25 protein-coding genes are annotated in these 23,500 nt (G+C 61.3%); 18 read left to right on the top strand and 7 right to left on the bottom strand.

Annotated elements, in window-relative coordinates; all coding sequences use genetic code 11:
• Positions 1-41: 41 nt before the first annotated feature.
• Together NKI08_RS24850 and NKI08_RS24845 are read right to left on the bottom strand one after the other, a co-directional pair.
• Positions 42-1,112 (bottom strand): M48 family metallopeptidase, encoded by a 1,071-nt coding sequence (locus NKI08_RS24850; RefSeq protein ID WP_352772905.1) that lies wholly within the window; start codon positions 1,110-1,112, stop codon positions 42-44.
• Positions 1,113-1,118: 6 nt separating this feature from the next.
• Entirely contained in the window at positions 1,119-2,651 is a 1,533-nt protein-coding gene (locus NKI08_RS24845) for an acyl-CoA carboxylase subunit beta (RefSeq protein WP_352772902.1), read from the bottom strand.
• A 387-nt stretch (positions 2,652-3,038) separates the two neighbouring features.
• On the opposite strand from NKI08_RS24845, the gene NKI08_RS24840 reads away from it, so the two are divergent.
• Positions 3,039-4,457: a DEAD/DEAH box helicase gene (locus tag NKI08_RS24840; RefSeq protein ID WP_352772899.1), complete on the top strand. Its 1,419-nt coding sequence runs from the start codon at positions 3,039-3,041 to the stop codon at positions 4,455-4,457.
• A 103-nt stretch (positions 4,458-4,560) separates the two neighbouring features.
• On the opposite strand, the gene NKI08_RS24835 is transcribed toward NKI08_RS24840, so the two are convergent.
• Both NKI08_RS24835 and NKI08_RS24830 read right to left on the bottom strand, forming a co-directional pair.
• Positions 4,561-4,719 (bottom strand): hypothetical protein, encoded by a 159-nt coding sequence (locus NKI08_RS24835; RefSeq protein WP_502893806.1) that lies wholly within the window; start codon positions 4,717-4,719, stop codon positions 4,561-4,563.
• A gap of 22 nt (positions 4,720-4,741) precedes the next feature.
• Positions 4,742-5,563, bottom strand: a complete 822-nt coding sequence (locus tag NKI08_RS24830) for an SDR family oxidoreductase (protein ID WP_352502944.1) — start codon at positions 5,561-5,563, stop codon at positions 4,742-4,744.
• 215 nt (positions 5,564-5,778) lie between these two features.
• On the opposite strand from NKI08_RS24830, the gene NKI08_RS24825 reads away from it, so the two are divergent.
• The 6 genes from NKI08_RS24825 to NKI08_RS24800 all read left to right on the top strand — a co-directional run bounded on the left by NKI08_RS24825 (position 5,779) and on the right by NKI08_RS24800 (position 10,515).
• Positions 5,779-6,813 carry a cysteine synthase A gene (locus NKI08_RS24825; protein WP_352772896.1) on the top strand — a complete coding sequence of 345 codons (1,035 nt, stop codon included), beginning with the start codon at positions 5,779-5,781 and terminating at the stop codon, positions 6,811-6,813.
• Positions 6,813-7,556 carry an alanyl-tRNA editing protein gene (locus tag NKI08_RS24820; protein ID WP_352772893.1) on the top strand — a complete coding sequence of 248 codons (744 nt, stop codon included), beginning with the start codon at positions 6,813-6,815 and terminating at the stop codon, positions 7,554-7,556. The genes NKI08_RS24825 and NKI08_RS24820 overlap by 1 nt, the downstream gene beginning before the upstream one ends.
• 35 nt (positions 7,557-7,591) lie before the next feature.
• A complete protein-coding gene (gene sseA / locus NKI08_RS24815; RefSeq protein WP_023675104.1) occupies positions 7,592-8,443 on the top strand; it encodes a 3-mercaptopyruvate sulfurtransferase in 852 nt (283 codons plus the stop codon).
• Between the two features lie 5 nt (positions 8,444-8,448).
• Positions 8,449-9,012 carry a GNAT family N-acetyltransferase gene (locus NKI08_RS24810; protein WP_352448953.1) on the top strand — a complete coding sequence of 188 codons (564 nt, stop codon included), beginning with the start codon at positions 8,449-8,451 and terminating at the stop codon, positions 9,010-9,012.
• Between the two features lie 151 nt (positions 9,013-9,163).
• Complete coding sequence (gene dapB, locus NKI08_RS24805; RefSeq protein WP_352448952.1) at positions 9,164-9,970, top strand: 4-hydroxy-tetrahydrodipicolinate reductase; 807 nt, start codon at positions 9,164-9,166, stop codon at positions 9,968-9,970.
• Between the two features lie 77 nt (positions 9,971-10,047).
• Positions 10,048-10,515: a DUF1203 domain-containing protein gene (locus NKI08_RS24800; protein WP_352471826.1), complete on the top strand. Its 468-nt coding sequence runs from the start codon at positions 10,048-10,050 to the stop codon at positions 10,513-10,515.
• Between the two features lie 246 nt (positions 10,516-10,761).
• On the opposite strand, the gene ald is transcribed toward NKI08_RS24800, so the two are convergent.
• The gene (ald, locus tag NKI08_RS24795) at positions 10,762-11,877 is read right to left on the bottom strand and encodes an alanine dehydrogenase (RefSeq protein WP_352772888.1); all 1,116 of its coding nucleotides are present in this window, start codon (positions 11,875-11,877) and stop codon (positions 10,762-10,764) included.
• Positions 11,878-12,034: 157 nt separating this feature from the next.
• Here ald and NKI08_RS24790 point away from each other — a divergent pair, with 157 nt between their 5' ends.
• Positions 12,035-12,508, top strand: coding sequence for an Lrp/AsnC family transcriptional regulator (locus NKI08_RS24790; RefSeq protein WP_023675099.1), 474 nt, complete (start codon positions 12,035-12,037; stop codon positions 12,506-12,508).
• A 13-nt stretch (positions 12,509-12,521) separates the two neighbouring features.
• Here NKI08_RS24790 and NKI08_RS24785 read toward each other — a convergent pair whose 3' ends face one another.
• On the bottom strand, positions 12,522-13,178 hold the full coding sequence (locus tag NKI08_RS24785; protein WP_352772885.1) for a 5-formyltetrahydrofolate cyclo-ligase: 657 nt from the start codon (positions 13,176-13,178) through the stop codon (positions 12,522-12,524).
• A 180-nt stretch (positions 13,179-13,358) separates the two neighbouring features.
• On the opposite strand from NKI08_RS24785, the gene NKI08_RS24780 reads away from it, so the two are divergent.
• The 7 genes from NKI08_RS24780 to NKI08_RS24750 all read left to right on the top strand — a co-directional run bounded on the left by NKI08_RS24780 (position 13,359) and on the right by NKI08_RS24750 (position 20,162).
• On the top strand, positions 13,359-14,624 hold the full coding sequence (locus tag NKI08_RS24780) for an NAD(P)/FAD-dependent oxidoreductase (RefSeq protein WP_352772882.1): 1,266 nt from the start codon (positions 13,359-13,361) through the stop codon (positions 14,622-14,624).
• A gap of 131 nt (positions 14,625-14,755) precedes the next feature.
• On the top strand, positions 14,756-16,735 hold the full coding sequence (locus NKI08_RS24775; RefSeq protein WP_352471831.1) for a bifunctional 2',3'-cyclic-nucleotide 2'-phosphodiesterase/3'-nucleotidase: 1,980 nt from the start codon (positions 14,756-14,758) through the stop codon (positions 16,733-16,735).
• Between the two features lie 371 nt (positions 16,736-17,106).
• Positions 17,107-17,241 (top strand): hypothetical protein, encoded by a 135-nt coding sequence (locus tag NKI08_RS24770; protein ID WP_292655342.1) that lies wholly within the window; start codon positions 17,107-17,109, stop codon positions 17,239-17,241.
• A gap of 103 nt (positions 17,242-17,344) precedes the next feature.
• Complete coding sequence (locus NKI08_RS24765) at positions 17,345-17,632, top strand: Dabb family protein (RefSeq protein WP_254817185.1); 288 nt, start codon at positions 17,345-17,347, stop codon at positions 17,630-17,632.
• 306 nt (positions 17,633-17,938) lie between these two features.
• Complete coding sequence (locus tag NKI08_RS24760) at positions 17,939-18,826, top strand: VOC family protein (RefSeq protein ID WP_352541999.1); 888 nt, start codon at positions 17,939-17,941, stop codon at positions 18,824-18,826.
• Positions 18,823-19,674, top strand: a complete 852-nt coding sequence (gene kdsA, locus NKI08_RS24755) for a 3-deoxy-8-phosphooctulonate synthase (protein ID WP_352613583.1) — start codon at positions 18,823-18,825, stop codon at positions 19,672-19,674. Before NKI08_RS24760 ends, kdsA begins: the two co-directional genes overlap by 4 nt.
• Before the next feature lie 122 nt (positions 19,675-19,796).
• Positions 19,797-20,162, top strand: a complete 366-nt coding sequence (locus NKI08_RS24750) for a PRC-barrel domain-containing protein (protein ID WP_023675091.1) — start codon at positions 19,797-19,799, stop codon at positions 20,160-20,162.
• A gap of 62 nt (positions 20,163-20,224) precedes the next feature.
• Here NKI08_RS24750 and NKI08_RS24745 read toward each other — a convergent pair whose 3' ends face one another.
• Entirely contained in the window at positions 20,225-20,347 is a 123-nt protein-coding gene (locus NKI08_RS24745) for a hypothetical protein (RefSeq protein ID WP_084642452.1), read from the bottom strand.
• A gap of 202 nt (positions 20,348-20,549) precedes the next feature.
• Between NKI08_RS24745 and eno the strand changes: the two genes are divergently transcribed.
• From eno to pdhA, 3 genes are all read left to right on the top strand, one after another.
• On the top strand, positions 20,550-21,824 hold the full coding sequence (gene eno / locus NKI08_RS24740) for a phosphopyruvate hydratase (protein ID WP_352471834.1): 1,275 nt from the start codon (positions 20,550-20,552) through the stop codon (positions 21,822-21,824).
• Positions 21,825-21,958: 134 nt separating this feature from the next.
• Entirely contained in the window at positions 21,959-22,279 is a 321-nt protein-coding gene (locus NKI08_RS24735; protein WP_023675088.1) for an FtsB family cell division protein, read from the top strand.
• A 171-nt stretch (positions 22,280-22,450) separates the two neighbouring features.
• Positions 22,451-23,491: a pyruvate dehydrogenase (acetyl-transferring) E1 component subunit alpha gene (pdhA, locus tag NKI08_RS24730; protein ID WP_352772876.1), complete on the top strand. Its 1,041-nt coding sequence runs from the start codon at positions 22,451-22,453 to the stop codon at positions 23,489-23,491.
• Positions 23,492-23,500: the final 9 nt, after the last annotated feature.

Raw genomic sequence — 23,500 nt, 5'->3', positions numbered from 1 at the left:
GCGCCGACTGGGCATTAGCCGCTATAGTTTCAGGTGGATAGCTATCGATCGAGATAGTCGGCGATCTTCGATGTCCATTCGCCGTCGAAATGGCGGACATGTTCGGCGACGATCTCATCGCTCAGCAGGCTCGACAAGGCGGAAACCAGAACTGGTTCTATCTCTGGAGCCGAGCTAAATCCAAGAGCAGTCAAACGTTCGGACCAGGGCGGATGATCCGCGCTTTCGTTATCTGGCGCGTCCCAGGCCTTTTGCGCATATTCTTGCAGGATGGGAAGCCTCGACAGGTGACTGGCGGCCGCCAGAACTCTTTCAAGTGGTGGACGAGGCGGTACCATGGTGCCAAGCAGTTCACGTTTAAGCGGAATATACACTTGGTCATCGAAGAATGCACTGGCGGCACCGATCAGTAGCAGGGCGCGCGCCGTTTCATGTGCATCGCCGGACATCGCTGCATGACGATCTGCGTCAATTTCCGCCCGCCGCGACAACCGTATTTCTTCGCGCTCCAGCGTGCGCGACAGCGGGCCAAGCATCCAGTAGAACAGGCTGCCTGAAACGGTTTTTCCCGGTGGGGCGAAGTCGAAGATTAGATCGAAGCTCTTTTCGAGTTCGGCCAGGTTGAGCCCGCCATTTGTATCTTTATTTTTCAGATGGGCGTCCTCATGGGCCAAGATCGCCGCAAACCCCTTTTGGTCGGTCGCTGCGAGCAGCGGCAGGCCCACGGTGAGAATTGCCCTGCGACCAAGCAGGCCCAGAAACGGCCGCTCTTCACCGATGCTAGCGTTGAGATCGTCGCTCAGGATGATGCTCGTGCGGCTGGCGCGGTGTTTGCCGGCAATACTCTCCCAGACAGCCCACAATTTCGGGGCTGATTCCCGAGTAATCCCGTCCACCTTGCTGGGTCGAAAACCGGCGAACAATGTCCCGATCAACAGAACGATGGTCAGCATCGCGGCCGGGATCGCAACAACGCCAGTCGCGATGACAGCGAGCGGATAGCAAGCGAGGAACCAGAACCACAGGAGTATTGGGCAAAACAGCGGCAGGGCGAAGAGCAGGATGGCAAACCTGCCGAAACGCGCTCCTACATAGAGGACCAGGCGCGACATCAACCCTCACAGCGGAATGTTGTCGTGCTTCTTCCAGGGGTTTTGCATATCCTTGTTGCGCAGCATCCTGAGCGCGCGGGCGATGCGGCGGCGGGTCGAATGCGGCATGATCACCTCGTCGACATAGCCACGCTCGGCGGCAACGAAGGGGGACAGGAAGCGATCCTCGTAAGCTTTTGTGTGCGCTGCAATTTTCTCCGCGTCGCCGATATCCTTGCGATAGATGATCTCGACTGCGCCCCTGGCGCCCATCACCGCAATCTGCGCCGTTGGCCACGCATAGTTCATGTCACCGCGCAAATGCTTTGACGCCATGACGTCATAGGCACCGCCATAGGCCTTTCTGGTGATGACGGTGATCTTTGGCACGGTCGCTTCGGCATAGGCGAACAGAAGCTTGGCGCCGTGCTTGATCAACCCGCCATATTCCTGCGCGGTGCCGGGCAGTAAGCCCGGCACGTCGACGAAGGTGACGATCGGGATCGCGAAGCAGTCGCAGAAGCGCACGAAACGAGCCGCCTTGCGGCTGGCATCCGAATCGAGCACGCCGGCCAGCACCATCGGCTGGTTGGCGACGAAGCCGACGGTGCGGCCCTCGACACGGCCGAAGCCGGTGACGATGTTTTTCGCAAAATTCTGCTGGATCTCGAAGAAGTCCCCCTCGTCGGCAACTTTAAGGATCAACTCTTTGATGTCGTAGGGTTTGTTGGCATTGTCGGGGATCAGCCTGTCGAGCGACAGATCGTGATCGGTGACCGACTGGTAGCATTCGATCTCGGGAATTTCCGCCGTGTTGGAAGCGGGCAGCAGATCGACCAGCCGGCGCATCTGCAGCAGCGCCTCGACGTCATTGTCGTAGGCTCCGTCGGCGATCGAGGACTTCGTCGTGTGGACGGAAGCGCCGCCGAGGCTTTCGGCGGTGACCGTCTCGTTGGTAACGGTCTTCACTACATCCGGCCCGGTGACGAACATGTAAGAGGTATCGCGGACCATGAAGATGAAGTCGGTCATCGCCGGCGAATAGACGTCGCCGCCGGCGCAAGGCCCCATGATCACCGAGATCTGCGGGATGACGCCGGAGGCCAGCACATTGCGCTGGAAGATCTCGGCATAGCCACCGAGCGCCGCCACGCCTTCCTGGATACGGGCGCCGCCGGCGTCGTAGAGACCGATGATCGGCGCGCGATTGCGCAGTGCCATCTCTTGGACCTTGACCACCTTTTCGGCATGGGCCTCGGACAGCGAGCCGCCGAACACGGTGAAATCCTTGGCGAAAAGATAGACCGGGCGACCGTTGACGGTGCCCCAGCCGGTAACGACGCCGTCGCCGGCGATCTTGGTTTTCTCCATGCCGAAATCGGTCGAGCGGTGCTCGACATACATGTCGAACTCCTCGAACGAGCCCTCGTCGAGAAAGACGTCTATGCGTTCGCGGGCGGTCAGCTTGCCCTTCTTGTGCTGGGCGTCGATGCGGGCCTGGCCGCCGCCCATGCGGGCGATCTCGCGGCGGCGCTCGAGTTCCTTCAGCACGTCCTTCATGACCGGTCCCCGAAACGGAAAGCTGCATTGTGGTAATCATGCCCGCGAGAGAGCGCAAGCGCCGCTTCCTTATGGCTTTTGCTGCGCTGCAGCATCGGGCCCCTTGCATTTCGATGGGAACTGGGCCATATGCGGCGGCATAGGCGCTTGGGCCGGGATAGTCCGGCCTTCTCGACGAATGAGACTGGTTGCGTCTGTTTTCCCTCTTCCCGACAGATCGGCAAGGTGGCGAAAAAGCCCCGTGGCATGATGCCTGCGGGCACGACAGCGCAGCCGTGCGGACGATAATGTCCGCCCGCCTTGTCGTTTCATGACAATTTTCGACGGCAGGTTGCGCCCTGCCGCCATCGATGTTTGCGGCCAGAAGCCGCATGAAAGAAGAATATTTTGACCAATGAAAACACTTTGATCGGTAAGGACACTGGGGAACTGAACGGTTTCGCCGCACTTGGAATTACCGGCGCACTGCTCAAGGCCACCAATGCCGCCGGTTTTACCGATCCGAAGCCGATCCAGGCCCAGGCGATTCCGCCGCAGCTCGAAGGCCGCGACATTTTCGGCATCGCCCAGACCGGCTCGGGCAAGACGGCGGCGTTCGCGCTGCCGATCCTGTCGAAGATCATCGCACTTGGCACCAAGCGCCGGCCGAAGACGGCCCGCGCGCTGATCCTGGCGCCGACACGTGAACTCGCGGTGCAGATCGAGGAGATGATCAAGCTGCTCGCCAAGGGCGCGCATGTATCGACCGCGCTCGTGCTGGGCGGCGTCTCGCGCTTCAGCCAGGTGAAGAAGGTTGCGCCCGGCGTCGACATCCTGATCGCAACGCCCGGTCGGCTGACCGACCTTGTGCGTGAAGGCGACCTCGTGCTTGCCGACACCAAATGGCTGGTGCTCGATGAAGGCGACCGCATGCTCGACATGGGCTTCATCAACGACGTCAAGCGTATCGCCAGGGCGACGGCGCCGGACCGTCAGACGGTGCTGTTCTCGGCGACCATGCCGGCCGAAATCGCCGAACTGGCGAAAGGCCTGCTGAAGAACCCGATTCGCGTCGAAGTCGCTCCTCACAGCACCGCGGCCGCCGAAATCGTGCAGGGTGTCGTCTTTGCCCGCACCAAGCAGAAGCGCCAGGTGCTGGCCAACATGCTTGCCGGTGAGGCGATGAAGTCCGTCATCATCTTCTCGCGCACCAAGCATGGCGCCGACAGGGTGACCAAGGATCTCGAGCGCGACGGCTTCAAGGCCGCTGTCATCCACGGCAACAAGTCGCAGAATGCCCGTCAGAAGGCACTCAACGATTTCCGTGAGGGTTCGGTGCGCATTCTCGTGGCGACCGACATTGCGGCACGCGGCATCGACGTGCCCGGCATCAGCCATGTGGTGAATTTCGACCTGCCGGACGAGGCGGAGAGCTATGTCCACCGGATCGGCCGCACCGGCCGCAACGGCATGGACGGCATCGCCATCACGCTCTGCGACCCGTCTGAAAACAGCAAGCTGCGTCAGGTCGAGCGCATCATCCGCACCAAGCTGCCGATCGTTGCCGACCATCTCGGCAGCCCCGATCCGCAGCGCAATCCCGCCGAGAAGAACGAGCGCAGCTTCGAACCGGCCAATGATCGCAACGACCACAATGGCCGTCGCGACGGCAGGCGGCCCAGCGGCGCAAACAACGGCTTCGGCAAGAAGCGGTTCGGCGACAAGCCGGCCTTTGCGGGCGAGCGCAAGCCGGAAGGCGCCAAGCCCTTCAAGGGCAATAACAAGCGCCGCTTCGGCGGCAAGCGGCCAGCAGCGCGGGCCGCATAATCTGACCGTGTTGCGGTCGGCCAAGCCTGGCTTGGTCGAATACGATTGAAGAGGGCGACCGGAGCGATGCTTCGGTCGCCTTTTTGCTTTGGGGGCCTTTGGTTCACTTTACCACCGCCTCGATCCACACGACGATCCGCTGCGCGAGGAAAACCGTGGTCGATGGCGACAGCGCGTCGCCGGCAATGGCGTGGTTGTCCGGGTCGCCGGTATCGTCGACCGGCACCAATTCATGTGCGGCGCCCCAGCGACCCGCAAACACGATCGCTCGCCCATCACCGATCCTACTCGACTGGCGGCTTGCGGTCGAAATTCAGCGGCCGCGCATTCCAGCGGGTGACCGTGCTGATCACCCATCGGCAGAACGGCCTCGGCAGCATCCTGAGCAGCTTCAGCGTCCAACTCAGGCGGCGTGGGAAAGTGACTTCGAAGCCGCCGTATTCGATGCCTTGCGCGATGCGGCGCGAGGCCAGATTGACAGGCATCAAGCCCGGCATCGGCAGGAAGTTCTTTTCGGTCAGCCGCGTGTCGACAAAGCCCGGATTAATCACCTGGATGCGGACGTTCATCTTGTCAAAATCGTATTTCAGCGACTCGGCCAGGATATTGACGGCCGCCTTGGTGCCGCCATAGGCGGCGGTGGTGGGCCAGCCGAAATAGGCGGTGACCGAACCGATCAGCACGACGTGGCCGCGCGAGCGCACGCGCATGCGTTCGATGACCGGCAGCAGGCCGTTGATGATGCCGAAATAATTGACTTCGAAAGAGCGACGAAAATTGCGCGCCACAAGATCCTCGCCCGGCGTTGCGATATAGCTTCCCGCGTTGAACACTGCCAACACGATCGGACCGAGATCTTTCTCGATCGCCGCAACCGTCTTTGCCATGCGTTTTTCGTCGGTCACGTCGCAAGGAAAGGCTGCGACACGGCCCGCCATCTGCGCCGTTTCGACGATGAGCGTATCGATCGGATGGTCATCTGGCGCAGTCACCGCGACGACATAGCCCCGAGCGGCAAGATCCTTGGCCAGCGAACGGCCGATACCGCTGCTGCCGCCCGTAATCCAGGCGACGCCATGCTTCGGATTGGCCCGATAGAGTGTCATGTTGCGCCCCGCCGGCTCTTCTTAGCCTGTGCTCTACCGGTGAAGAAATCGAATGAAAAGAGTGCTTTTCGGTACATGGTTGAAATGAATACCGATCGGGCGCTCCTGGCTGCAGCAATTGCAGTGTGCGAAATGCGACTGGACCAGGCAAATTCTTGCCTTGAAACCGAAGCTTCGGGTTTCTAGGGTTTCGCCGCACCCACAAAGGAATCTCCATGCCCCGTTCTGTGATCGACGTGATCGGCAACACGCCCCTGATCCGCCTCAACAAGGCCTCGGAAGCAACCGGCTGCGAGATCCTGGGCAAGGCCGAATTCATGAATCCCGGGCAGTCGGTAAAGGACCGCGCCGGCCTGTTTATCATCCGCGACGCGGAGCAGCGCAGGCTGCTGCGGCCCGGCGGAGTCATCGTCGAGGGGACGGCCGGAAATACCGGCATCGGATTGACACTGGTTGCCAAGGCGCTCGGCTACCGCACGGTGATCGTCATTCCCGACACCCAGAGCCAGGAGAAGAAGGATACCATCAAACTGCTCGGCGCCGAGTTGATCGAAGTGCCGGCCGTGCCTTACAAGAACCCGAACAACTACGTGAAGCTGTCGGGCCGGCTGGCCGAGCAGATGGCCAAGAGCGAGCCGAACGGCGCGATCTGGGCCAACCAGTTCGACAATGTCGCCAACCGTGACGGCCATATCCGCACCACGGCCGAAGAAATCTGGAACCAGACCGACGGCAAGGTGGATGGTTTCGTATCGGCGGTCGGTTCCGGCGGCACTCTGGCAGGCGTCGGTTTCGGGCTGAAGGCCAAAAACAACCAGGTCAAGATCGCGCTGGCCGATCCGCTGGGGGCAGCGCTCTATTCCTTCTACACCAGCGGCGAGCTGAAATCCGAGGGCAGTTCGATCACCGAAGGCATCGGGCAGGGGCGGATCACCGCCAACCTCCAAAGCTTTACACCCGATTTTGCCTTCCAGATCCCCGACGAGGACGCGCTGCCGATCGTATTCGACCTGATCCAGGAGGAGGGGCTTTGCGTTGGCGGTTCGACGGGCATCAACATTGCCGGCGCCATTCGCCTGGCGCGCGAGCTAGGCCCCGGCCACACCATCGTGACCATGCTTTGCGACTACGGCACGCGCTACCATTCGAAGCTGTTCAATCCTGAATTCCTGCGCGAAAAAAAGCTGCCGGTGCCGGGATGGATGGAGCAACAGAGCACGATTTCGGTACCGTTCGAAAGGGTTGCGTGATGGCGCACAAGACCGAAGCGCTGTTTCGTGACGACGCCTATCTGGGGACGGCCGACGCCACCGTCGTCGCAGTCAATGATCGCGGCGGCATCATTCTGGACCGGACGGTGTTTTACGCCACATCGGGCGGGCAGCCGGGCGACACCGGCAGCCTCAAACGCGCCGACGGCACCGGCATAGCGATTGCCGCTACGATCACCGGCGAAACCAAGGACGAGATCATCCATGTGCCGGCGCCGGAGCAGGCAGTTCCAAAGGTGGGCGAGCGCATGAGGCTCGCCATCGACTGGCCGCGGCGGCAGTTGCTGATGCGCATGCATTCTGCCTGCCACCTGCTTACCGTCGTCTGTCCATTCCCGATCACCGGCGCCGCGGTTTCCGAGGACGACAGCCGTATCGATTTCGACATCCCGGACGCCGGCTTTACCAAGGAAGACGTGACGGCCAGACTGATGGAGCTGGTGCGAGCCGACCACCCGATCTTCACCCGGCTCATTTCCGACGAGGAACTGGCATCCAATCCGGGCTTGGTGAAATCCAAGAATGTGCGGCCCCCGGCCGGCACGGGAAGGATCCGATTGGTCTGCATCGGCGAGAACGCTTCGATCGACAGCCAGCCTTGCGGCGGCACCCATGTAAAGAGCACCAGCGAAATCGGCGAGATCCATATCGGCAAGATCGAGAAGAAGGGCCGCGAGAACCGGCGCTTCCGCATTCGCTTTGGTCCTATGCCGCCAGCCTGATATAGGACTGCGACGGGCGGGACAGGAGAGAAAAGATGGCCGACGACAGTCCTTTCACCATCGATGCCGATTGGTTACAGAAGCGGCTCGGCGAACCCGGCCTGACGATTGTCGACGCGTCCTGGTATCTGCCGGCGCAAAAGCGTGACGCGCGCGCCGAGTACGACGTAGCGCATATTCCAGGCGCCCGCTTCCTCGACCAGGATGCGGTTTCGGACCCCGACGCGGCTCTGCCGCACACGCTGCCGTCGCCGCAGCATTTCGCGCAATATGTCGGCGCGATGGGTATTTCGGCCGATGACACGATTGTTGTCTATGACGGGCCAGGGTTCTTTTCTGCACCGCGCGCCTGGTGGTTGTTTCGCGTCATGGGCGTGTTCCAGGTCTATATACTCGACGGCGGCTTCGATCGTTGGAAAGCCGCCGGACGGCCGGTGACGGCGGAGCCGACGAAGATCGCGCCTTGCGTGTTTTATGCCAACTTCGATGCCGCCCGCGTCGCCAGCCTTGCCGACATGCGCCGGATCGTCGAGACGGGGGAGAGCCAGATCGCCGACGCGCGCTCGCCTGGCCGTTTTGCCGGCACCGAGCCGGAGCCGCGCCCCGGCATCCGCTCCGGCCATATGCCGGGCGCGCACAACGTGCCGTTTTCGGCGCTTTCGGAAAACGGCGAATTGTTGCCGAAGGACAGGCTGCGAAAAGTGATCGAAGGAGCCGGCATCGACCTGTCGAAGCCGGTCGTCACCTCCTGCGGGTCGGGCGTCACCGCGGCAGCTGTCACGCTGGCTTTGGAGACGCTTGGCCATGCCGACAACAGGCTTTATGACGGTTCATGGACCGAATGGGGCGGGCTTTCCGACACGCCCGTCGTGACGGGCAAGGACTGACGGGGATGGAAGACGGATCGCTGGAAGACATCGACGTCACCGTGACGTTTCTCGAAATGCATGTGCCGCCTGCGTATTCGCCGCCGCTGCCGTACAACCGCCAGATCGCGCTGCTCAAGACCAAAGACATTCCGCTGCATTTCTACCGCTATTTGATGGATCGGGTGGGCCGCAAATGGCACTGGGTCAATGTGCTGAGGCTGAGCGACGAGGAGCTTGCGGCGGGCATCCACCGGGAGGACCGCGACATCAGGGTGCTTTATCTGGATGGTGCGCCGGCCGGCTTCTTCGACCTCAAGCCGCATTTGCCGGAGGAAGTGGAACTCGCTTATTTCGGAATGATGGAGCACGCGACCGGGCAAGGCATCGGCCGCTGGTTCCTCGGTGCGGCAATCGCCGCGGCATGGTCGCACGGGCCAAAGCGGGTGACGGTGCAGACCTGCACCCTCGATCACCCAGCAGCACTGCCGCTCTATCAAAAACTCGGCTTTACGCCAGTGGCGCAAAAAAAGGAGGTCGTACATCCGATGTCTTTTGCCGAGCGCGCGGCCAGCGTCATGCGGCCCTGATTTTCAGGCCCGTTCATCCGCGCTTCAGCTTGTCTTTGCAATGTCCCAGAGTCTCTGGATCAACACTCAAAGGCGAGCTCGACTTGAATGAGCTTGGCTCTTTCCATATCGCTATCGTCTAAAAACCCGATGGGTGATGGAGGATCGCACGATGGCAATACGCGTGGTAATGGCCGGCGCGACCGGCTGGGTCGGCAAAGCGCTGGTTCCGGCGATCGGGGCGCAAGGCGACATGGCGCTGGCCGGGGCTGTATCACGCAGCGGCGCGGGGCAGGATTCCGGTCTGCTGGTTGGTATGCCGGCTAATGGTATTGCCGTTTCGGCCTCGCTGGCCGAGGCGCTGGAGGCGCCGTCGGACGTGCTGGTCGACTTTACCAAGCCGCATGTCGTGAAAGACCATGTGCTGCTCGCCATCGACAACGGACGGCACACGGTGATCGGCACGTCGGGACTGGGAGCTGCCGACTATGCCGAGATCGACGCCGCGGCGCGCGCCAATGGCGTCGGCGTTGTTGCCGCTGGCAACTTTTCCATCACCGCCACGCTGATGAAGCGGTTTGCACTTATGGCGGCAAAATACGTGCCGGATGTCGAGGTCATCGATTATGCTAGTGCAAAGAAGCCCGACGCGCCCTCCGGAACCGCACGAGAGCTTGCTGAAGCGCTGGCCGACATCCGCAAGGCCTCAACGGCAAAGCCGGTCTCCGAGGTCTCCGGCGTGCCGGCCACACGCGGTGGTGCGGTCGGCGCAGGCGAGGGGGTGCAAGTGCACGCGCTTCGCCTGCCGTCCTACATCCTGTCCTGCGAGGCGCTGTTCGGTTTGCCAGACGAGCGGCTGACCATACGCCACGACGCCGGCTCGTCCGCAGCGCCTTACGTGGCGGGCACGCTGCTCGCCATCAGACGGGTACAGCAGATCAAAGGTCTGGTTCGTGGTCTCGACGCGCTGATGGATTGATCCATTTCGGCAGGAATCGGGTGGGAAACGCTGTCTTGCGAGCATAATTTCCGGTCGACGACACCGGAGATTTTGTCATGACGCTAAAATTCAAAGCCTTGCCAACCAATGCTGTCCGGGCACTTCAGCGCGGCGGGCCGGATGCTTATGGCTTGAAGCCAGAGCGGCAAATTTCGGATGGCGACGGCGTGCCTTGCCGTCATTGCTTGAAAAATATTGCTTTGGGAGAGGCCTATCTTGTTTTGGCCTATCGACCTTTTCCGGAGCTGCAGCCTTATGCCGAAACGGGGCCGATCTTTCTGCATGCGAAAGAATGCGAACGCGCCGCCGAGGGGAAAATGCTTCCCGAAATGCTCGAAAGCAGCGATTACATTGTGCGCGGTTATGGCAAGGACGACCGCATCGTTTACGGCAGCGGCGGCGTCATTCCGACCGACGCCATTGCCGCACGGGCAGAGACGTTATTCGAACGCGACGACATCGCTTACGTCCACATCCGCTCGGCGCGCAACAATTGCTATCAGTGCCGGATCGACCGCGCGTAACCGGACAGTTGCACCGGCTTGGGGCTGTCGTACTCCCGTCGCATACAAGCGGTAGAAAGACACCGTCGATCGATTTGCCGACCGCGGATGAACCGGCGGGAATTTTCGACTACCGAGGAAGCGGGGCTTTGGCTCCGCTTTTTTGTTGTCCGGTTATTCCGCGCGCCCGACACTTTTCAGTTTTTCGACATAAGAAAAACCCGTCGGACGAATCCGACGGGCACTGGAGAGGCAGATTCGGACAGCTCAGGCGGCGAGAACGGCCTTCGGTTCGACCAGCTCGTAACCGAGCGCTTCGGCCACCGCGCGATTCGTGATCTTGCCCTTGTGGACGTTCAGCCCGTTGCGCAGATGGTGGTCGTCTACCAGCGCCTTGAGGCCCTTGTCGGCGAGCTGCAGGCCATAATGCAGCGTCGCATTATTGAGCGCGTGGGCCGAGGTGACCGGCACCGCACCCGGCATGTTGGCGACGCAATAGTGGATGACGCCGTCGACCTCATAGGTCGGCTCGGCATGGGTGGTGGCGTGCGAGGTCTCGAAGCAGCCGCCCTGGTCGATGGCGACGTCGACCAGCACGGCGCCTTTCTTCATGCCCGACAGCATCTCGCGCGTCACCAGCTTGGGCGCTGCTGCCCCCGGGATCAGCACGGCGCCGACGACGATGTCAGCCGAAAAACATTCTTCTTCCAGCGCCTCGACGGTCGAGTAGCGGGTGTGGACGCGGCCGCCAAAGATGTCGTCGAGCTGACGCAGGCGCGGGATCGAGCGGTCAATGATGGTGACGTCGGCGCCAAGGCCGGCGGCCATCCGTGCAGCATGCAGGCCGACGACGCCGCCGCCGAGCACGGTTACCTTGCCGGGGAGCACGCCGGGCACGCCGCCAAGCAGCACGCCGCGGCCGCCATTGGCCTTTTGCAGCGCCGTTGCACCCGCCTGGATCGACAGGCGGCCGGCAACTTCCGACATCGGCGCCAAGAGCGGCAGACCGCCGCGCTCGTCGGTGACGGTCTCGTAGGCTATCGCGGTCACGCCGGAGGCCAGCAGGCCCTTGGTCTGCTCCGGATCCGGGGCAAGATGCAGATAGGTATAGAGGATCTGGCCGTCGCGGAGCTGAACCCATTCGTTGGGCTGCGGCTCCTTGACCTTCACGATCATGTCGGACTTGGCAAAAACGTCGGCTGCCGTCTTGGCGATCGTGGCGCCGGCGGCACGATACGCGTTGTCGTCGGCGCCGATGCCGGCGCCGGCGCCGGGGTCGATCAGCACTTCATGGCCATGCGCGACATATTCGCGGACCGAACCCGGCGTCAGGCCGACGCGATATTCGTGATTCTTGATTTCCCGGGGGCAGCCGATGCGCATCGTTCTTCTCCTGATCCGGCCCTTTGGGGCTCGTTCCCTGTCTAGAGATAGTGAACCACGAATCGTTCGGTAAGTGTTTGCGAATGCGCTTGCCTGAGAAGCCACTGTTCGATAATCGTTGCGCGAAACATTAGAATTGTCGCAGGAACCCGCAAAAATGCCGCTCGACAGGATTGATATCGCCATTCTCGAGACGTTGCAGAAGGATGGGCGGATACCCAACGCAGCGCTCGCCGAGAAGGTCGGCCTGTCCCAGTCGGCCTGCTCGCGGCGGCTGGACAATCTGGAGAAATCCGGAACCATCCGCGGCTATCACGCCCGGCTGTCCAACGCTGCACTTGGGCACCAGATGACGGCGATCGTGCATATATCGCTGTCCGGGCAATTCGAGAAGACGTTGTCGGATTTCGAGGCAGCGATAAAGCGCTGCCCGAACGTCTTGTCCTGCCATTTGATGTCGGGCGAATATGACTACATCCTGCGCATAGCGGCAAAGGATCTCGTCGACTACGAACGTATCCACAAGGAGTGGCTGTCGGCAATGCCGCATGTGACGAAGATCAATTCGTCCTTTGCCTTGCGCGAAATCGTCGATCGCACAGCCGTGGGAATGAAGCCTGAACTCGCCTAGGCCCCGAACTCGCCTAGGCCTTGGATGCCTCAGTCACCACACGGTCCATCGGAATATCGTGCGGCTGCGGGTAGATGGTGACGATGCGCTGCAACTCGTAGCCGACGCCGATGACCAGCGGCTTGAACGGCATCGCGGCAAGCGTGCGATCGAAGAAGCCGCCGCCATAACCCAAGCGGAACTGCCCGGGATCGATGCCGACGATCGGCGAAATGACGACGTCGGGCAACACCGGATCACCGTCAGCCGGTATCGGGATATTCCAGACGCCCTTCTCCAGCCGGTCTCCGTGGGCATAGGCGCGAAAGACAAGCGGCCGGTCTTTCTCGACGACGACGGGCAACGCCGTGCGCCCGCCCCGCGCGTTAACGGTTTCCATCCACGGGCGCAGGTCCGGCTCGCCGCGAAACGGCCAGTAGAGGCTGACCAAACGGCCGGCGATGTCGCCGATCACCGCGTCGAGCCCTTCGGCAATGCGCTGCGACATAGCTGCGCGCGTGTCGCCTGAAACGGCAAGGCGGGATGCGATCAACCGCTCGCGCTCGGCCTTGCGCCAGCGCCTTACGTCGGTCCAGTCGGATAGCGGCGCTTGGAACTCCGGATCGAGCTCGTGCATAAAACAAGGAGGCGAGGCGTACTGCGCTGAGCCTTCGTCTTCATCGCTAGCCATGCTTCACCTGCAATATACAGTTCCAACCAAGTAGTATCCTGGACGCAGGCTATATCCGGGAACGAGTCCGCAGCATGCGTATTCACGACATCAAGCGACGACTCCCAGGCAGTTGCAGCGCAGGCATTGCTGCACTGCACAACGATACTTACATCAGCCTTGGCGAGAGGGATGAGTGAGATGAACACAGCCAACCATCACGTCGTCGTCGTAGGCGCCGGTTTCGGCGGCCTCGAATTCACCCGCGCACTTGCCGGCGCGCCGGTGCGCATCACCATGATCGACAGGCGCAATCATCACCTCTTTCAGCCGCTGCTCTACCAGGTGGCGACGACGGCGCTGGCAACCTCCGAAGTCGCCTGGCCGATCCGCCATCTCCTGCGCAAACGCAAGGACGTGACGACGCTGCTTGCCACTGTGACTGGCATCGACCGCACCGGCAAGCGGGTGCTGCTGCAGGACGGCGGCACCGTCGCTTACGACACGCTGGTGCTGGCCACCGGCGCGCGGCACGCCTATTTCGGCCATGACGAATGGGAGCCATTCGCCCCGGGCCTGAAGACGCTGGAGGACGCCACGACCATTCGACGGCGTATTCTTTTGGCTTTCGAGCAGGCCGAGCGGGAAACCGATCCCGCCCAGCGCCAGGCACTGCTGACGCTGGCGATCGTCGGCGGCGGGCCGACCGGCGTGGAATTGGCCGGCACCATTGCCGAACTGGCGCACGACACGCTGCGCGGCGAGTTCCGCAACATCGACACGCGGCAGACGCGTGTGGTGCTGATTGAGGCCGGCGACCGCGTTCTTGCCAATTTCGCGCCGGAACTCTCCGATTATGCAATGAAGGCGCTCGAACGGCTCGGCGTGACCGTCGAACTTGGCCGAGCGGTTACGCGCTGCGATGCCGAGGGTGTCGTCTTCGGCGACACACATTTGCCGGCCAGGACAATCCTGTGGGCGGCGGGCGTCGCCGCTTCGCCGGCCGCCGAATGGCTCGGCGCGGCAGCGGACCGCGCGGGCAGGGTGCTTGTCGAGCCCGACTTGAGTGTGCCGGGAAACCCGGAGATTTTCGTCATCGGTGACGCAGCGCACGTCCTGCGGCCGGATGGCCGGCTGGTGCCGGGCGTCGCGCCCGCCGCCAAGCAGCAGGGACGGCACGTCGCCACGGCGATCAAGGCAAGGCTTGCCGGTGACGCGACACCGCGTCCTTTCAGCTACAGGCATGACGGCGATTTGGCGACGATAGGCAAGCGCGCGGCGGCCATCGATTTCGGCTGGATCAAGCTTACCGGCCGGCTTGCCTGGTGGCTATGGGGCTTGGCGCATATTTACTTCCTGATCGGCTTTCGTAACCGGCTTGCGGTTTCCCTGAGTTGGCTATGGATCTACTTCACCGGTCAGCGCAGCGCGCGGCTGATCACGCAGGGCGACGACGATAAGGGCTGATTGTTCGCTGCCGGACATTCATCGGCGCGTCACCTCCTCTTGATGGAATCGGCTTCTGGACTCGACTGGATTTCGGCGCGAAGCTTTGCTTCGGGCAGGACTTGTCACGTCGTGGAAGAAAGAGAAAACGAATGTCCCAATTGCGCCACCTCGTCTCACGCCGCGATTTCCTCGCCGGCGTCGCCGCCAGCGGAGCGCTGATCATGCTGCACCCGTTCTCCGCCCGGGCTCAAGCCAATCAGGCGCATCTGAGGATTATGGAGACGACCGACATCCACGTGAATGTGCTGCCTTACGACTACTACGCCGACAAAGCTAACGACACGATGGGGCTGTCGCGAACGGCATCGTTGATTGAAGCCGTGCGCAAGGAAGCAACCAACGCGATGCTGATCGATAATGGCGACCTTCTGCAAGGCAACCCGATGGGCGACTACATCGCCTACGAGAGGGGGATGAAGGATGGCGATCTGCATCCGGTCATGAAGGGCATGAACCTGCTCGGCTACGAATGCTCGACCCTCGGCAACCACGAGTTCAACTACGGCCTGTCGTTCATGGACAAGGTGCTGGCCGGTGCCAATTTCCCGTTTGTCTGCGCGAATTTGATCCGCGGCACGGAGCTCGCCGCGAACCCGCGCGACGACAGGCTTTATCTCAAGCCTTACGTCATCCTCGACAGGAAGATCAAAGACGGGTCGGGCGCCGAGCAACCGATCAGGATCGGCATCATCGGCTTCGTGCCGCCGCAGATCATGGTCTGGGACCTGAAAAATCTCGAGGGCAGCGTCAAAACACGCGACATCGTCGAGGCGGCCAAGGCGTGGGTGCCGCAAATGAAGGAAGAAGGCGCCGACATCGTCATTGCGCTCTCCCATTCCGGCATCGACGTGAAGCAAAGTGACATGATGGAGAACGCCTCCTTCTTCGTTGCCGGTGTCGAAGGTATCGATGCGGTGTTCACCGGTCACCAGCATCTGGTCTTCCCCGGCAAGAAGGACTTTCAGTCGCTGGAAGCCGTCGATACGGCGAAAGGCACGTTGCAAGGCAAGCCCGCCGTCATGGCCGGCTTCTGGGGCTCGCACATGGGGCTGATCGATCTGTTGCTGGAGCGCGACGGATCGACGTGGAAAATCGTCTCGGCGACCTCTGAGGCCAGGCCGATCTTTGAGCGGGTCGACAAAACGAACAAGCCGACCGTCGCGGACGACCAGCGCATCATCGACGCGCTCAAACAGGACCACGAGGCGACGCTTGCCTATGTGCGCCGGCCGGTCGGCAAAACCTCGGCGCCGCTCTATTCCTATTTTGCGCTGGTCGCCGATGATCCATCGGTGCAGATCGTCAGCCAGGCGCAGACCTGGTATTTGAAGGACATCCTGAAGAACACAGAGTGGAAGGATATGCCGCTGTTGTCGGCGGCGGCACCGTTCAAGGCCGGCGGGCGCAACGGCGCCGACTATTACACCGACGTGGCGGTGGGCGATATCGCCATCAAGAACGTCGCCGATCTCTACCTCTATCCAAACACGGTGCGCGCCGTTGAAATCACCGGGGCAGAGGTGAAGGAATGGCTGGAAATGTCGGCCGGCATCTTCAACCGGATCGAACCGGGCAAAGCCGACCAGGCGCTCATCAACACTGACTTCCCATCCTATAATTTCGACGTGATCGACGGCGTCACATACAAGATCGATCTGTCGCAGCCACCGAAATATGATTCAAAGGGCGGGCTGGTGAATGCTGGCTCGACCCGCATCATTGACTTGATGTTCGACGGCAAACCGATTGACCCCAAGCGGAAATTCGTCGTCGCCACCAACAACTACCGAGCCGGCGGCGGGGGCAATTTCCCGGAGATCAATGCCTCGAAGATCATCTACGAAGCGCCCGACACCAACCGCGATGTGATCGTGCGCTATATCGTCAGCAAAGGCACCATCAACCCGTCGGCGGACGCCAACTGGTCGTTTGCGCCACTGCCGGGAACCCGCGTCGTATTCGAGACCGGCGCCAAGGCGAAGGAGTTTATTGCGCAAGTGAAGTCGCTGAAGATCGAGCCGGCGGGCGAGGGCGAAGCGGGCTTTGCAAAATACCGCATCACTCTTTGAGGCGAGGATTTGAACGTCGGCTCGAAACTGTCTCAGCGTTAAGATACTGCCCCGATACGGCCAATCCGTTTGAGACAGGGGGCCTCTTCAAGCAGGTGGTGCGAAACGCCGCTTGACGGCGGCATGACCGGATCCAGCGCGTCCGTCGAAATCCCGCCGGAATAATGGTGTGGCAGTCGGTCGATCGAGGCGGGAAGCGGTCGTCGAAGCCGAGCGGGGTTATCTTTCCAAGGCGCCCTGTGGCGGTAGCGCCATTCTGGCCAGCAAGCATCGCAGCAGACAGACCACAAAGGCCATTAAATTCGGGGAAGGGTCCCCAGCAGCGTTGGAATCGCTATGGTTGCAACCGTCCATATGCGCTAGTTTTAGTCATGCGTTATGTCATCGTCATCACGACTGTCACCTTTTTCCTGATCTGGGACGGCATTTACAACCAAGGCCGCTACCTCGACAGGACGGTCAGGGAGGTGACCCGCATCGTGCACTATGTAACGAGCATGGTGTAGTTTCTCTTCGCACCTACGGTTCGCAGACGCGACAAACCTGCCGATTGACGGCACGCTGCCGCTGACACAAAAGAACGCCGGTCCAACGGTCGAGGAGGCTGGGTTGATCCGGCATATCGTTTTCTTCAGCGCACGGCATAAAGCGGATGTCGAGGCAGTGCGCACGGGCCTCCTGGCGCTTGGCAAGATACCTCATTCGCGTCATTTCGAGGTAACGCTCAACACCAAGGTCGACCCGCTCTCGGATGAGATCGATGTGGTCGTCTACGCCGAGTTCGAGGACGAAGCGGCGCTCGCCGCCTACAAGGCGCATCCGCTCTATGCAGAGACGACCAGCCGGGTCAAACCTCTGCGCGAATTACGCTATTCGGCCGACATCGTTGCAAGTTGACCGCCTCCCAAGGCAGATTTGACGTCGCGGAGGGGCTCCGCGCCGTAGCCCGCTTCACTCCGTCTGAGCCGCGGAGGTTTCGGTCGGATCGACGCCCGGCCGCTTTGGCGCGTTCCAGATCAGCACGGCGACAACTGCTATCGCAATAACGGCTAGGGCGATGAAAAGGTCTCTTCCCATAGCAATGAGCTAGGATGATTTTTGCGGGCGGCAAGTCGGCTCCTCGCGGCCGAGGCCTGCGATCGCCGCTGAGGCACCGGCTAAGCCCTTGAACCATTTTCAGGAATGAGGCACATCGCGCGGGACATGACCGAAAACACCCCCGCAAGGCCTCATCCGCTCGATCACCTGGTGCTGCCGACAGCAAGCCTCGATGTTGCGCGGGCGCGCTTGGCCCTGCTCGGCTTTACCGTTGCGCCGACAGGTATCCACCCTTTCGGAACGCAAAACTGCTGTGTCTTTCTCACCGACGGCACCTATCTCGAGCCGCTCGCGGTCGCTGACCGGCAGGCCGTGGCAACGGCGATCGCGAACCGCAATGTCTTTGTCGTGCGTGATCGCACGTATCGCGAAGAAAACGGCGATGAAGGATTTTCTGCCGTGGCGCTGGGCACCGAAAGCGCCGCCGCGGACCACGCGCGCTACATGGAAGCCGGTCTGTCGGCGGGAGACGCGCTAAGCTTTTCGCGCGCCTTCACCGATGCGGCGGGAAAGAGCGACACCGCATCGTTCAAACTGGCCTTCGCGGCTACAGGCAAGACAGCGGACGCTTTTCTCTTCGCTTGCGAGCGGATCAATGCGCCGAACGTCGACCGCACTGCGTTGCAGGCCCACGCTAATGGCGCAACCGGCATTGTCGAAGTCGTGGCAGTCACTGGCGAACCTTTCGAACAAGGCCGTTTGATTTCGATCGCAGCCGGAATCGAGGCGCAGGGCGGCGGCACTGTCTATGAGCTGCCGAATGCCGTCGTGACCGTTCTGGATCCTGCAGCCTATTCGGCACGCTTCGGCATTCCTGCCGGCGCACCATCTGAACTCCGCTTTGCCGGGATCGTCTTTTCGATTAGGCACGGCGATGCCGTCGCCAAGCTGCTTGCAGCCAATTCTGTCGAACACCACATGCGCGGCGGTGATACCATCGTGCCGCCGGCGCCAGGGCAGGGCGCAGCCTTCATTTTCCGGGAGATCGCATGAACAAGCTCAATCCACTGATGCCGAACTCTTCCGTTGCGGTCGGCAAAGTCATTTTCGGCAACAGCGCGCCCCTATCGCTGATCGCTGGTCCATGCCAGCTGGAATCGCGGCAGCACGCTTTCGACATGGCCGGTGCGCTAAAGGAATTGACCGACAGGCTCGGCATTGGGCTCGTCTACAAGACCAGCTACGACAAGGCCAATCGCACCTCGCTTGGCGGCACGCGCGGCGCGGGACTTGAAGCGGCAATGCCGATCTTCGACGACTTGCGCAAGAACTTTGCGCTGCCGATCCTGACCGACGTCCACACTGAGGAACAATGCGCGATCGTCGCGCTTCATGCCGATATCCTGCAGATTCCTGCCTTCCTCAGCCGCCAGACCGATTTGCTGATTGCTGCGGCAAAAACCGGCAAGGTGGTCAATGTGAAGAAGGGGCAATTCCTCGCGCCGTGGGACATGAAGAACGTCGTCGCCAAAATCATCGGCTCCGGCAACGCCAATGTCTTGGTCACCGAGCGCGGCGCATCCTTTGGTTACAACACCCTGGTGTCCGACATGCGGGCGCTGCCGATCATGGCCGAGATCGGCGCGCCGGTGATTTTCGATGCCACCCATTCCGTGCAGCAGCCGGGTGGGCAGGGCGGTTCGTCTGGAGGCGACCGGCGCTTTGTCGAGACGCTGGCGCGCGCGGCCGTCGCGGTTGGCGTCGCCGGCGTCTTCATCGAGACGCACCAGGACCCCGACAACGCGCCTTCCGACGGTCCCAACATGGTGCCGCTAAAGGATCTTCCCGCATTGCTTGAACGGCTGATGGCGTTCGATCGCATTGCCAAAAGCGTGGGTTGAACCAGCAGTTGCGCCACAGCAGCGCCGCCAGGAAAACTTTGAAGAATTTCGAACCCGCCTGGAACCTTAGCCCGCGGCCCTCATTGTCAAAATCTAATGTCAACGACGACGAGGAGCACACCATGACGACCCAGACGGGACACACCGAAGCCATCGCCGCTTCGCGGGTTATCGGCACATCGGTCTACAATACGGAAGGCACTCATATCGGCGACATCGAGGACGTCATGCTCGACAAACTGTCGAACGGAATCATGTTTGCCGTGATCGGTTTTGGTGGATTTCTCGGCATCGGCGAGAAATACCACGCCATTCCGTGGGCGAGCCTTGACTATGACGAGAACAAGGGCGGCTATGTCGTGCCGTTCACCAAAGACCAGCTGATGGCCGCTCCTTCCTATTCGATCAACGAGCTGACCGGCGCCGACGGCGAGGCCGCGCGTGATGCCTCATACAACTACTACAAGGTCGAGCCTTACTGGCACTGACTAAGTCTCCTGGAATCAAAAAGGCCCCCGGGAAATCGGGGGCCTTTCGATGTGGCGGGATGCTACTGCGCAATCTGCAGGGCCGGCAAAGGCGACGATCCCTGCGGGGGTTGCTGATTGTCGCACGACGTCAGGAACGCAGCCGCGATCAGGAACAAACTCACAATACCGCTCAACTGGGACATGGCGAAACTCCTCCTGTTTCGCCCCGCGCGACAACAGCCATAAACCAGAAACCGGCATGCCGCGTATGACAAATGATGACAGCGCTTCGTGCTTCGTGAATCCGTGGCGCACGGGCAATATTTGCAAGTGCCCCGATTGCGTTTTGCGGCGCTTTGGCTAAGAGGTGCGCGACGCTTCAATCGATCAATCGGGGACATCGCAATGACGGCCATCATCGACATTGTCGGGCGTGAAATCCTGGACAGCCGCGGAAATCCGACCGTCGAGGTCGACGTCGTGCTCGAAGACGGCTCGATGGGTCGCGCCGCGGTGCCGTCCGGCGCCTCGACCGGCGCGCATGAGGCGGTCGAACTGCGCGATGGCGGCCCCCGCTATCTCGGCAAGGGCGTGCTCACTGCGGTCGAGGCGGTGAACGGCGAGCTGTTCGAGGCGATCGGCGGCATGGAGGCAGAGAATCAGATTCATATCGACCAGACCATGATCGAGCTCGATGGTACGCCCAATAAGAGCCGGCTCGGCGCCAATGCCATCCTCGGCGTGTCGCTGGCTGTGGCCAAGGCTGCGGCCGAAGCCGCCGACCTGCCGCTCTATCGTTATGTCGGCGGCACCAAGGCCCATGTGCTGCCGGTGCCTATGATGAACATCATCAATGGCGGCGCGCATGCCGACAACCCGATCGATTTCCAGGAATTCATGATCCTGCCGATCGGCGCGCCGACGCTGCGCGACGGCGTGCGCTGGGGCTCGGAGATCTTTCATACGCTGCGAAAGAAGCTGAAGGACGCCGGCCATAACACCAATGTCGGCGACGAGGGCGGCTTTGCCCCCAACCTGAAGAGCGCGCCGGCCGCGCTCGACTTCATCATGGAATCGATCGAGCAGGCTGGCTTCAAGCCCGGCGAGGAGGTTGCGCTAGGCCTCGACTGCGCGGCGACCGAATTCTTCAAGGATGGCAACTACGTCTATGAAGGCGAGAGGAAAACCCGCGACCCGAAGGTGCAGGCCAGATATCTGGCCAAACTTGCTGCCGACTACCCGATCATCACCATTGAGGACGGCCTGGCGGAGGATGACTGGGACGGTTGGAAAATACTGACCGATCTCATCGGCAAGCAAACGCAGCTGGTTGGCGACGATCTGTTCGTCACCAACACGGCGCGGCTGCGCGACGGCATCCGCATGGGCGTCGCCAATTCGATCCTGGTCAAGGTCAACCAGATCGGCTCGCTTACCGAAACGCTCGACGCCGTCGAGACCGCGCACAAGGCCGGCTATACCGCGGTGATGTCGCACCGCTCGGGCGAGACCGAGGATTCGACCATCGCCGACCTCGCCGTTGCTACCAATTGCGGGCAGATCAAGACGGGCTCGCTGTCACGCTCGGATCGCATGGCCAAGTACAACCAGCTCATCCGCATTGAGGAGGAGCTCGGCAAGCAGGCGCGATATGCCGGCAAGTCGATCGTGAAAAGCTGATTTCGAGAGAAAATCCGTGGCGGCGAGGGCGGGGACATTCCCGCCCTTTTTTGCTTCCTGGCTCTGAATCCAACAGGCTGTAACCGTCCATTAAGCACAATCGGGCGACAAAGGCGGCGTAGAGGATTCGGACCATGTGGACACGCCAGCACAAGCAAAGAAACACCGGCCGGCTGATCATCCCCTCGCTCTGCGTGGTGTTCCTGACTTATTTCGGCTTCCATGCCTATCATGGCGAGTTCGGCATCTATTCCAAGTATCAGCTCGAAGCTGAGACTGCCGAATTGCAGGGCAGGCTCGATGCCGTCAGGGCGCGCCGGATCGATCTCGAGCGCCGCGTTCAGCTGATGCATGAGGGCACCCTGGAGAAGGACATGCTGGACGAGCAGGCGCGCAAGGCGCTTAATCTGTCCCACGCGGACGAGATCACCATCATGCTGCCGGTCGCAAGATAACCGGAGTTCAGTTAATCGGTGATATTTGCAATGATTTTAATTGCTTAGATGCATGACAGCCATGCGTTTTCGGCATGGCGAAAGCCTTCCCTGCATGTTAGCCTGCCTCAAATCGGTGGGAGAACTGATCTCCCTCGCTGTCCGCCAAGAGACGCCAACAGGGAGTGATGCATGGCCACCGCCACCAGAAAAGCGCCTGCCAAATCCAAATCGGACGGCAAAACGCCGGGCCTTTCCACCCCAAAGCCTGTTGAATTCACCAAAGACCAGGAGCTTGCCGCCTACCGGCACATGCTGCTCATCCGCCGCTTCGAGGAAAAGGCCGGCCAGCTTTACGGCATGGGCTTCATCGGCGGTTTCTGCCACCTCTACATCGGCCAGGAAGCCGTCGTTACCGGCATGAAGATGGCGCTGATCGATGGCGACCAGATGATCACCGCCTATCGCGACCATGGTCATATGCTGGCCATGGAGTTGTCGCCGCGCGGCGTCATGGCCGAACTGACCGGGCGCCGTAGCGGCCTGTCCAGAGGCAAGGGCGGCTCGATGCACATGTTCTCCAAGGAGAAGCATTTTTACGGCGGCCACGGCATCGTCGGCGCGCAAGTGTCGCTCGGCACCGGCATTGCGTTCGCCAACCGCTATCGCGGCAACAACAATGTGACGCTGACCTATTTCGGCGATGGCGCCGCGAATCAAGGCCAAGTCTACGAAAGCTTCAACATGGCCTCGCTGTGGAAGCTTCCGGTGATCTATATCATCGAGAACAACCGCTACGCCATGGGCACCTCGGTCTCGCGCTCGTCGGCCGAGACGGATTTCTCGCATCGCGGCGCGTCCTTCAAGATTCCAGGCATCCAGGTCGACGGCATGGATGTACGCGCTGTAAAGGCAGCCGGCGACCTCGCCGCCGAATGGTGCCGCGCCGGCAACGGGCCGCTCATTCTCGAAATGCAGACCTATCGTTACCGCGGCCATTCGATGTCGGATCCGGCAAAATACCGCTCCAAGGAAGAAGTGCAGAAAATGCGCTCCGAACGTGACCCGATCGAGCAGGTCAAAGCGCGGTTGCTCGACAAGAAATGGGCAAGTGAGGACGAGCTCAAGGCCATCGACAAGGAAGTCCGCGACATTGTCGCCGATGCCGCAGAATTTGCCCAGAACGACGCGGAGCCGGATCCGTCCGAGCTCTGGACCGACATCGTACTTTAACGAGAGGGC

The sequence above is a fragment of the Mesorhizobium sp. M0768 genome, from assembly GCF_040320195.1.
Classification (GTDB): domain Bacteria; phylum Pseudomonadota; class Alphaproteobacteria; order Rhizobiales; family Rhizobiaceae; genus Mesorhizobium.
Note: the sequence above shows the minus strand (reverse complement) of the source record. Positions and strands in the feature narration are given on the sequence as shown.

Excerpts from the sequence above, each read along its gene's own strand:
- NKI08_RS24850 (WP_352772905.1), bottom strand. The coding sequence starts at position 1,112 with ATGTCGCGCCTGGTCCTCTATGTAGGAGCGCGTTTCGGCAGGTTTGCC.
- NKI08_RS24845 (WP_352772902.1), bottom strand. The coding sequence starts at position 2,651 with ATGAAGGACGTGCTGAAGGAACTCGAGCGCCGCCGCGAGATCGCCCGC.
- NKI08_RS24830 (WP_352502944.1), bottom strand. The coding sequence starts at position 5,563 with ATGACACTCTATCGGGCCAATCCGAAGCATGGCGTCGCCTGGATTACG.
- NKI08_RS24825 (WP_352772896.1), top strand. The coding sequence starts at position 5,779 with ATGCCCCGTTCTGTGATCGACGTGATCGGCAACACGCCCCTGATCCGC.
- NKI08_RS24820 (WP_352772893.1), top strand. The coding sequence starts at position 6,813 with ATGGCGCACAAGACCGAAGCGCTGTTTCGTGACGACGCCTATCTGGGG.
- sseA (WP_023675104.1), top strand. The coding sequence starts at position 7,592 with ATGGCCGACGACAGTCCTTTCACCATCGATGCCGATTGGTTACAGAAG.
- NKI08_RS24810 (WP_352448953.1), top strand. The coding sequence starts at position 8,449 with ATGGAAGACGGATCGCTGGAAGACATCGACGTCACCGTGACGTTTCTC.
- dapB (WP_352448952.1), top strand. The coding sequence starts at position 9,164 with ATGGCAATACGCGTGGTAATGGCCGGCGCGACCGGCTGGGTCGGCAAA.
- NKI08_RS24800 (WP_352471826.1), top strand. The coding sequence starts at position 10,048 with ATGACGCTAAAATTCAAAGCCTTGCCAACCAATGCTGTCCGGGCACTT.
- ald (WP_352772888.1), bottom strand. The coding sequence starts at position 11,877 with ATGCGCATCGGCTGCCCCCGGGAAATCAAGAATCACGAATATCGCGTC.
- NKI08_RS24790 (WP_023675099.1), top strand. The coding sequence starts at position 12,035 with ATGCCGCTCGACAGGATTGATATCGCCATTCTCGAGACGTTGCAGAAG.
- NKI08_RS24785 (WP_352772885.1), bottom strand. The coding sequence starts at position 13,178 with ATGGCTAGCGATGAAGACGAAGGCTCAGCGCAGTACGCCTCGCCTCCT.
- NKI08_RS24780 (WP_352772882.1), top strand. The coding sequence starts at position 13,359 with ATGAACACAGCCAACCATCACGTCGTCGTCGTAGGCGCCGGTTTCGGC.
- NKI08_RS24775 (WP_352471831.1), top strand. The coding sequence starts at position 14,756 with ATGTCCCAATTGCGCCACCTCGTCTCACGCCGCGATTTCCTCGCCGGC.
- NKI08_RS24770 (WP_292655342.1), top strand. The coding sequence starts at position 17,107 with ATGCGTTATGTCATCGTCATCACGACTGTCACCTTTTTCCTGATCTGG.
- NKI08_RS24760 (WP_352541999.1), top strand. The coding sequence starts at position 17,939 with ATGACCGAAAACACCCCCGCAAGGCCTCATCCGCTCGATCACCTGGTG.
- kdsA (WP_352613583.1), top strand. The coding sequence starts at position 18,823 with ATGAACAAGCTCAATCCACTGATGCCGAACTCTTCCGTTGCGGTCGGC.
- NKI08_RS24750 (WP_023675091.1), top strand. The coding sequence starts at position 19,797 with ATGACGACCCAGACGGGACACACCGAAGCCATCGCCGCTTCGCGGGTT.
- NKI08_RS24745 (WP_084642452.1), bottom strand. The coding sequence starts at position 20,347 with ATGTCCCAGTTGAGCGGTATTGTGAGTTTGTTCCTGATCGCGGCTGCG.
- eno (WP_352471834.1), top strand. The coding sequence starts at position 20,550 with ATGACGGCCATCATCGACATTGTCGGGCGTGAAATCCTGGACAGCCGC.
- NKI08_RS24735 (WP_023675088.1), top strand. The coding sequence starts at position 21,959 with ATGTGGACACGCCAGCACAAGCAAAGAAACACCGGCCGGCTGATCATC.
- pdhA (WP_352772876.1), top strand. The coding sequence starts at position 22,451 with ATGGCCACCGCCACCAGAAAAGCGCCTGCCAAATCCAAATCGGACGGC.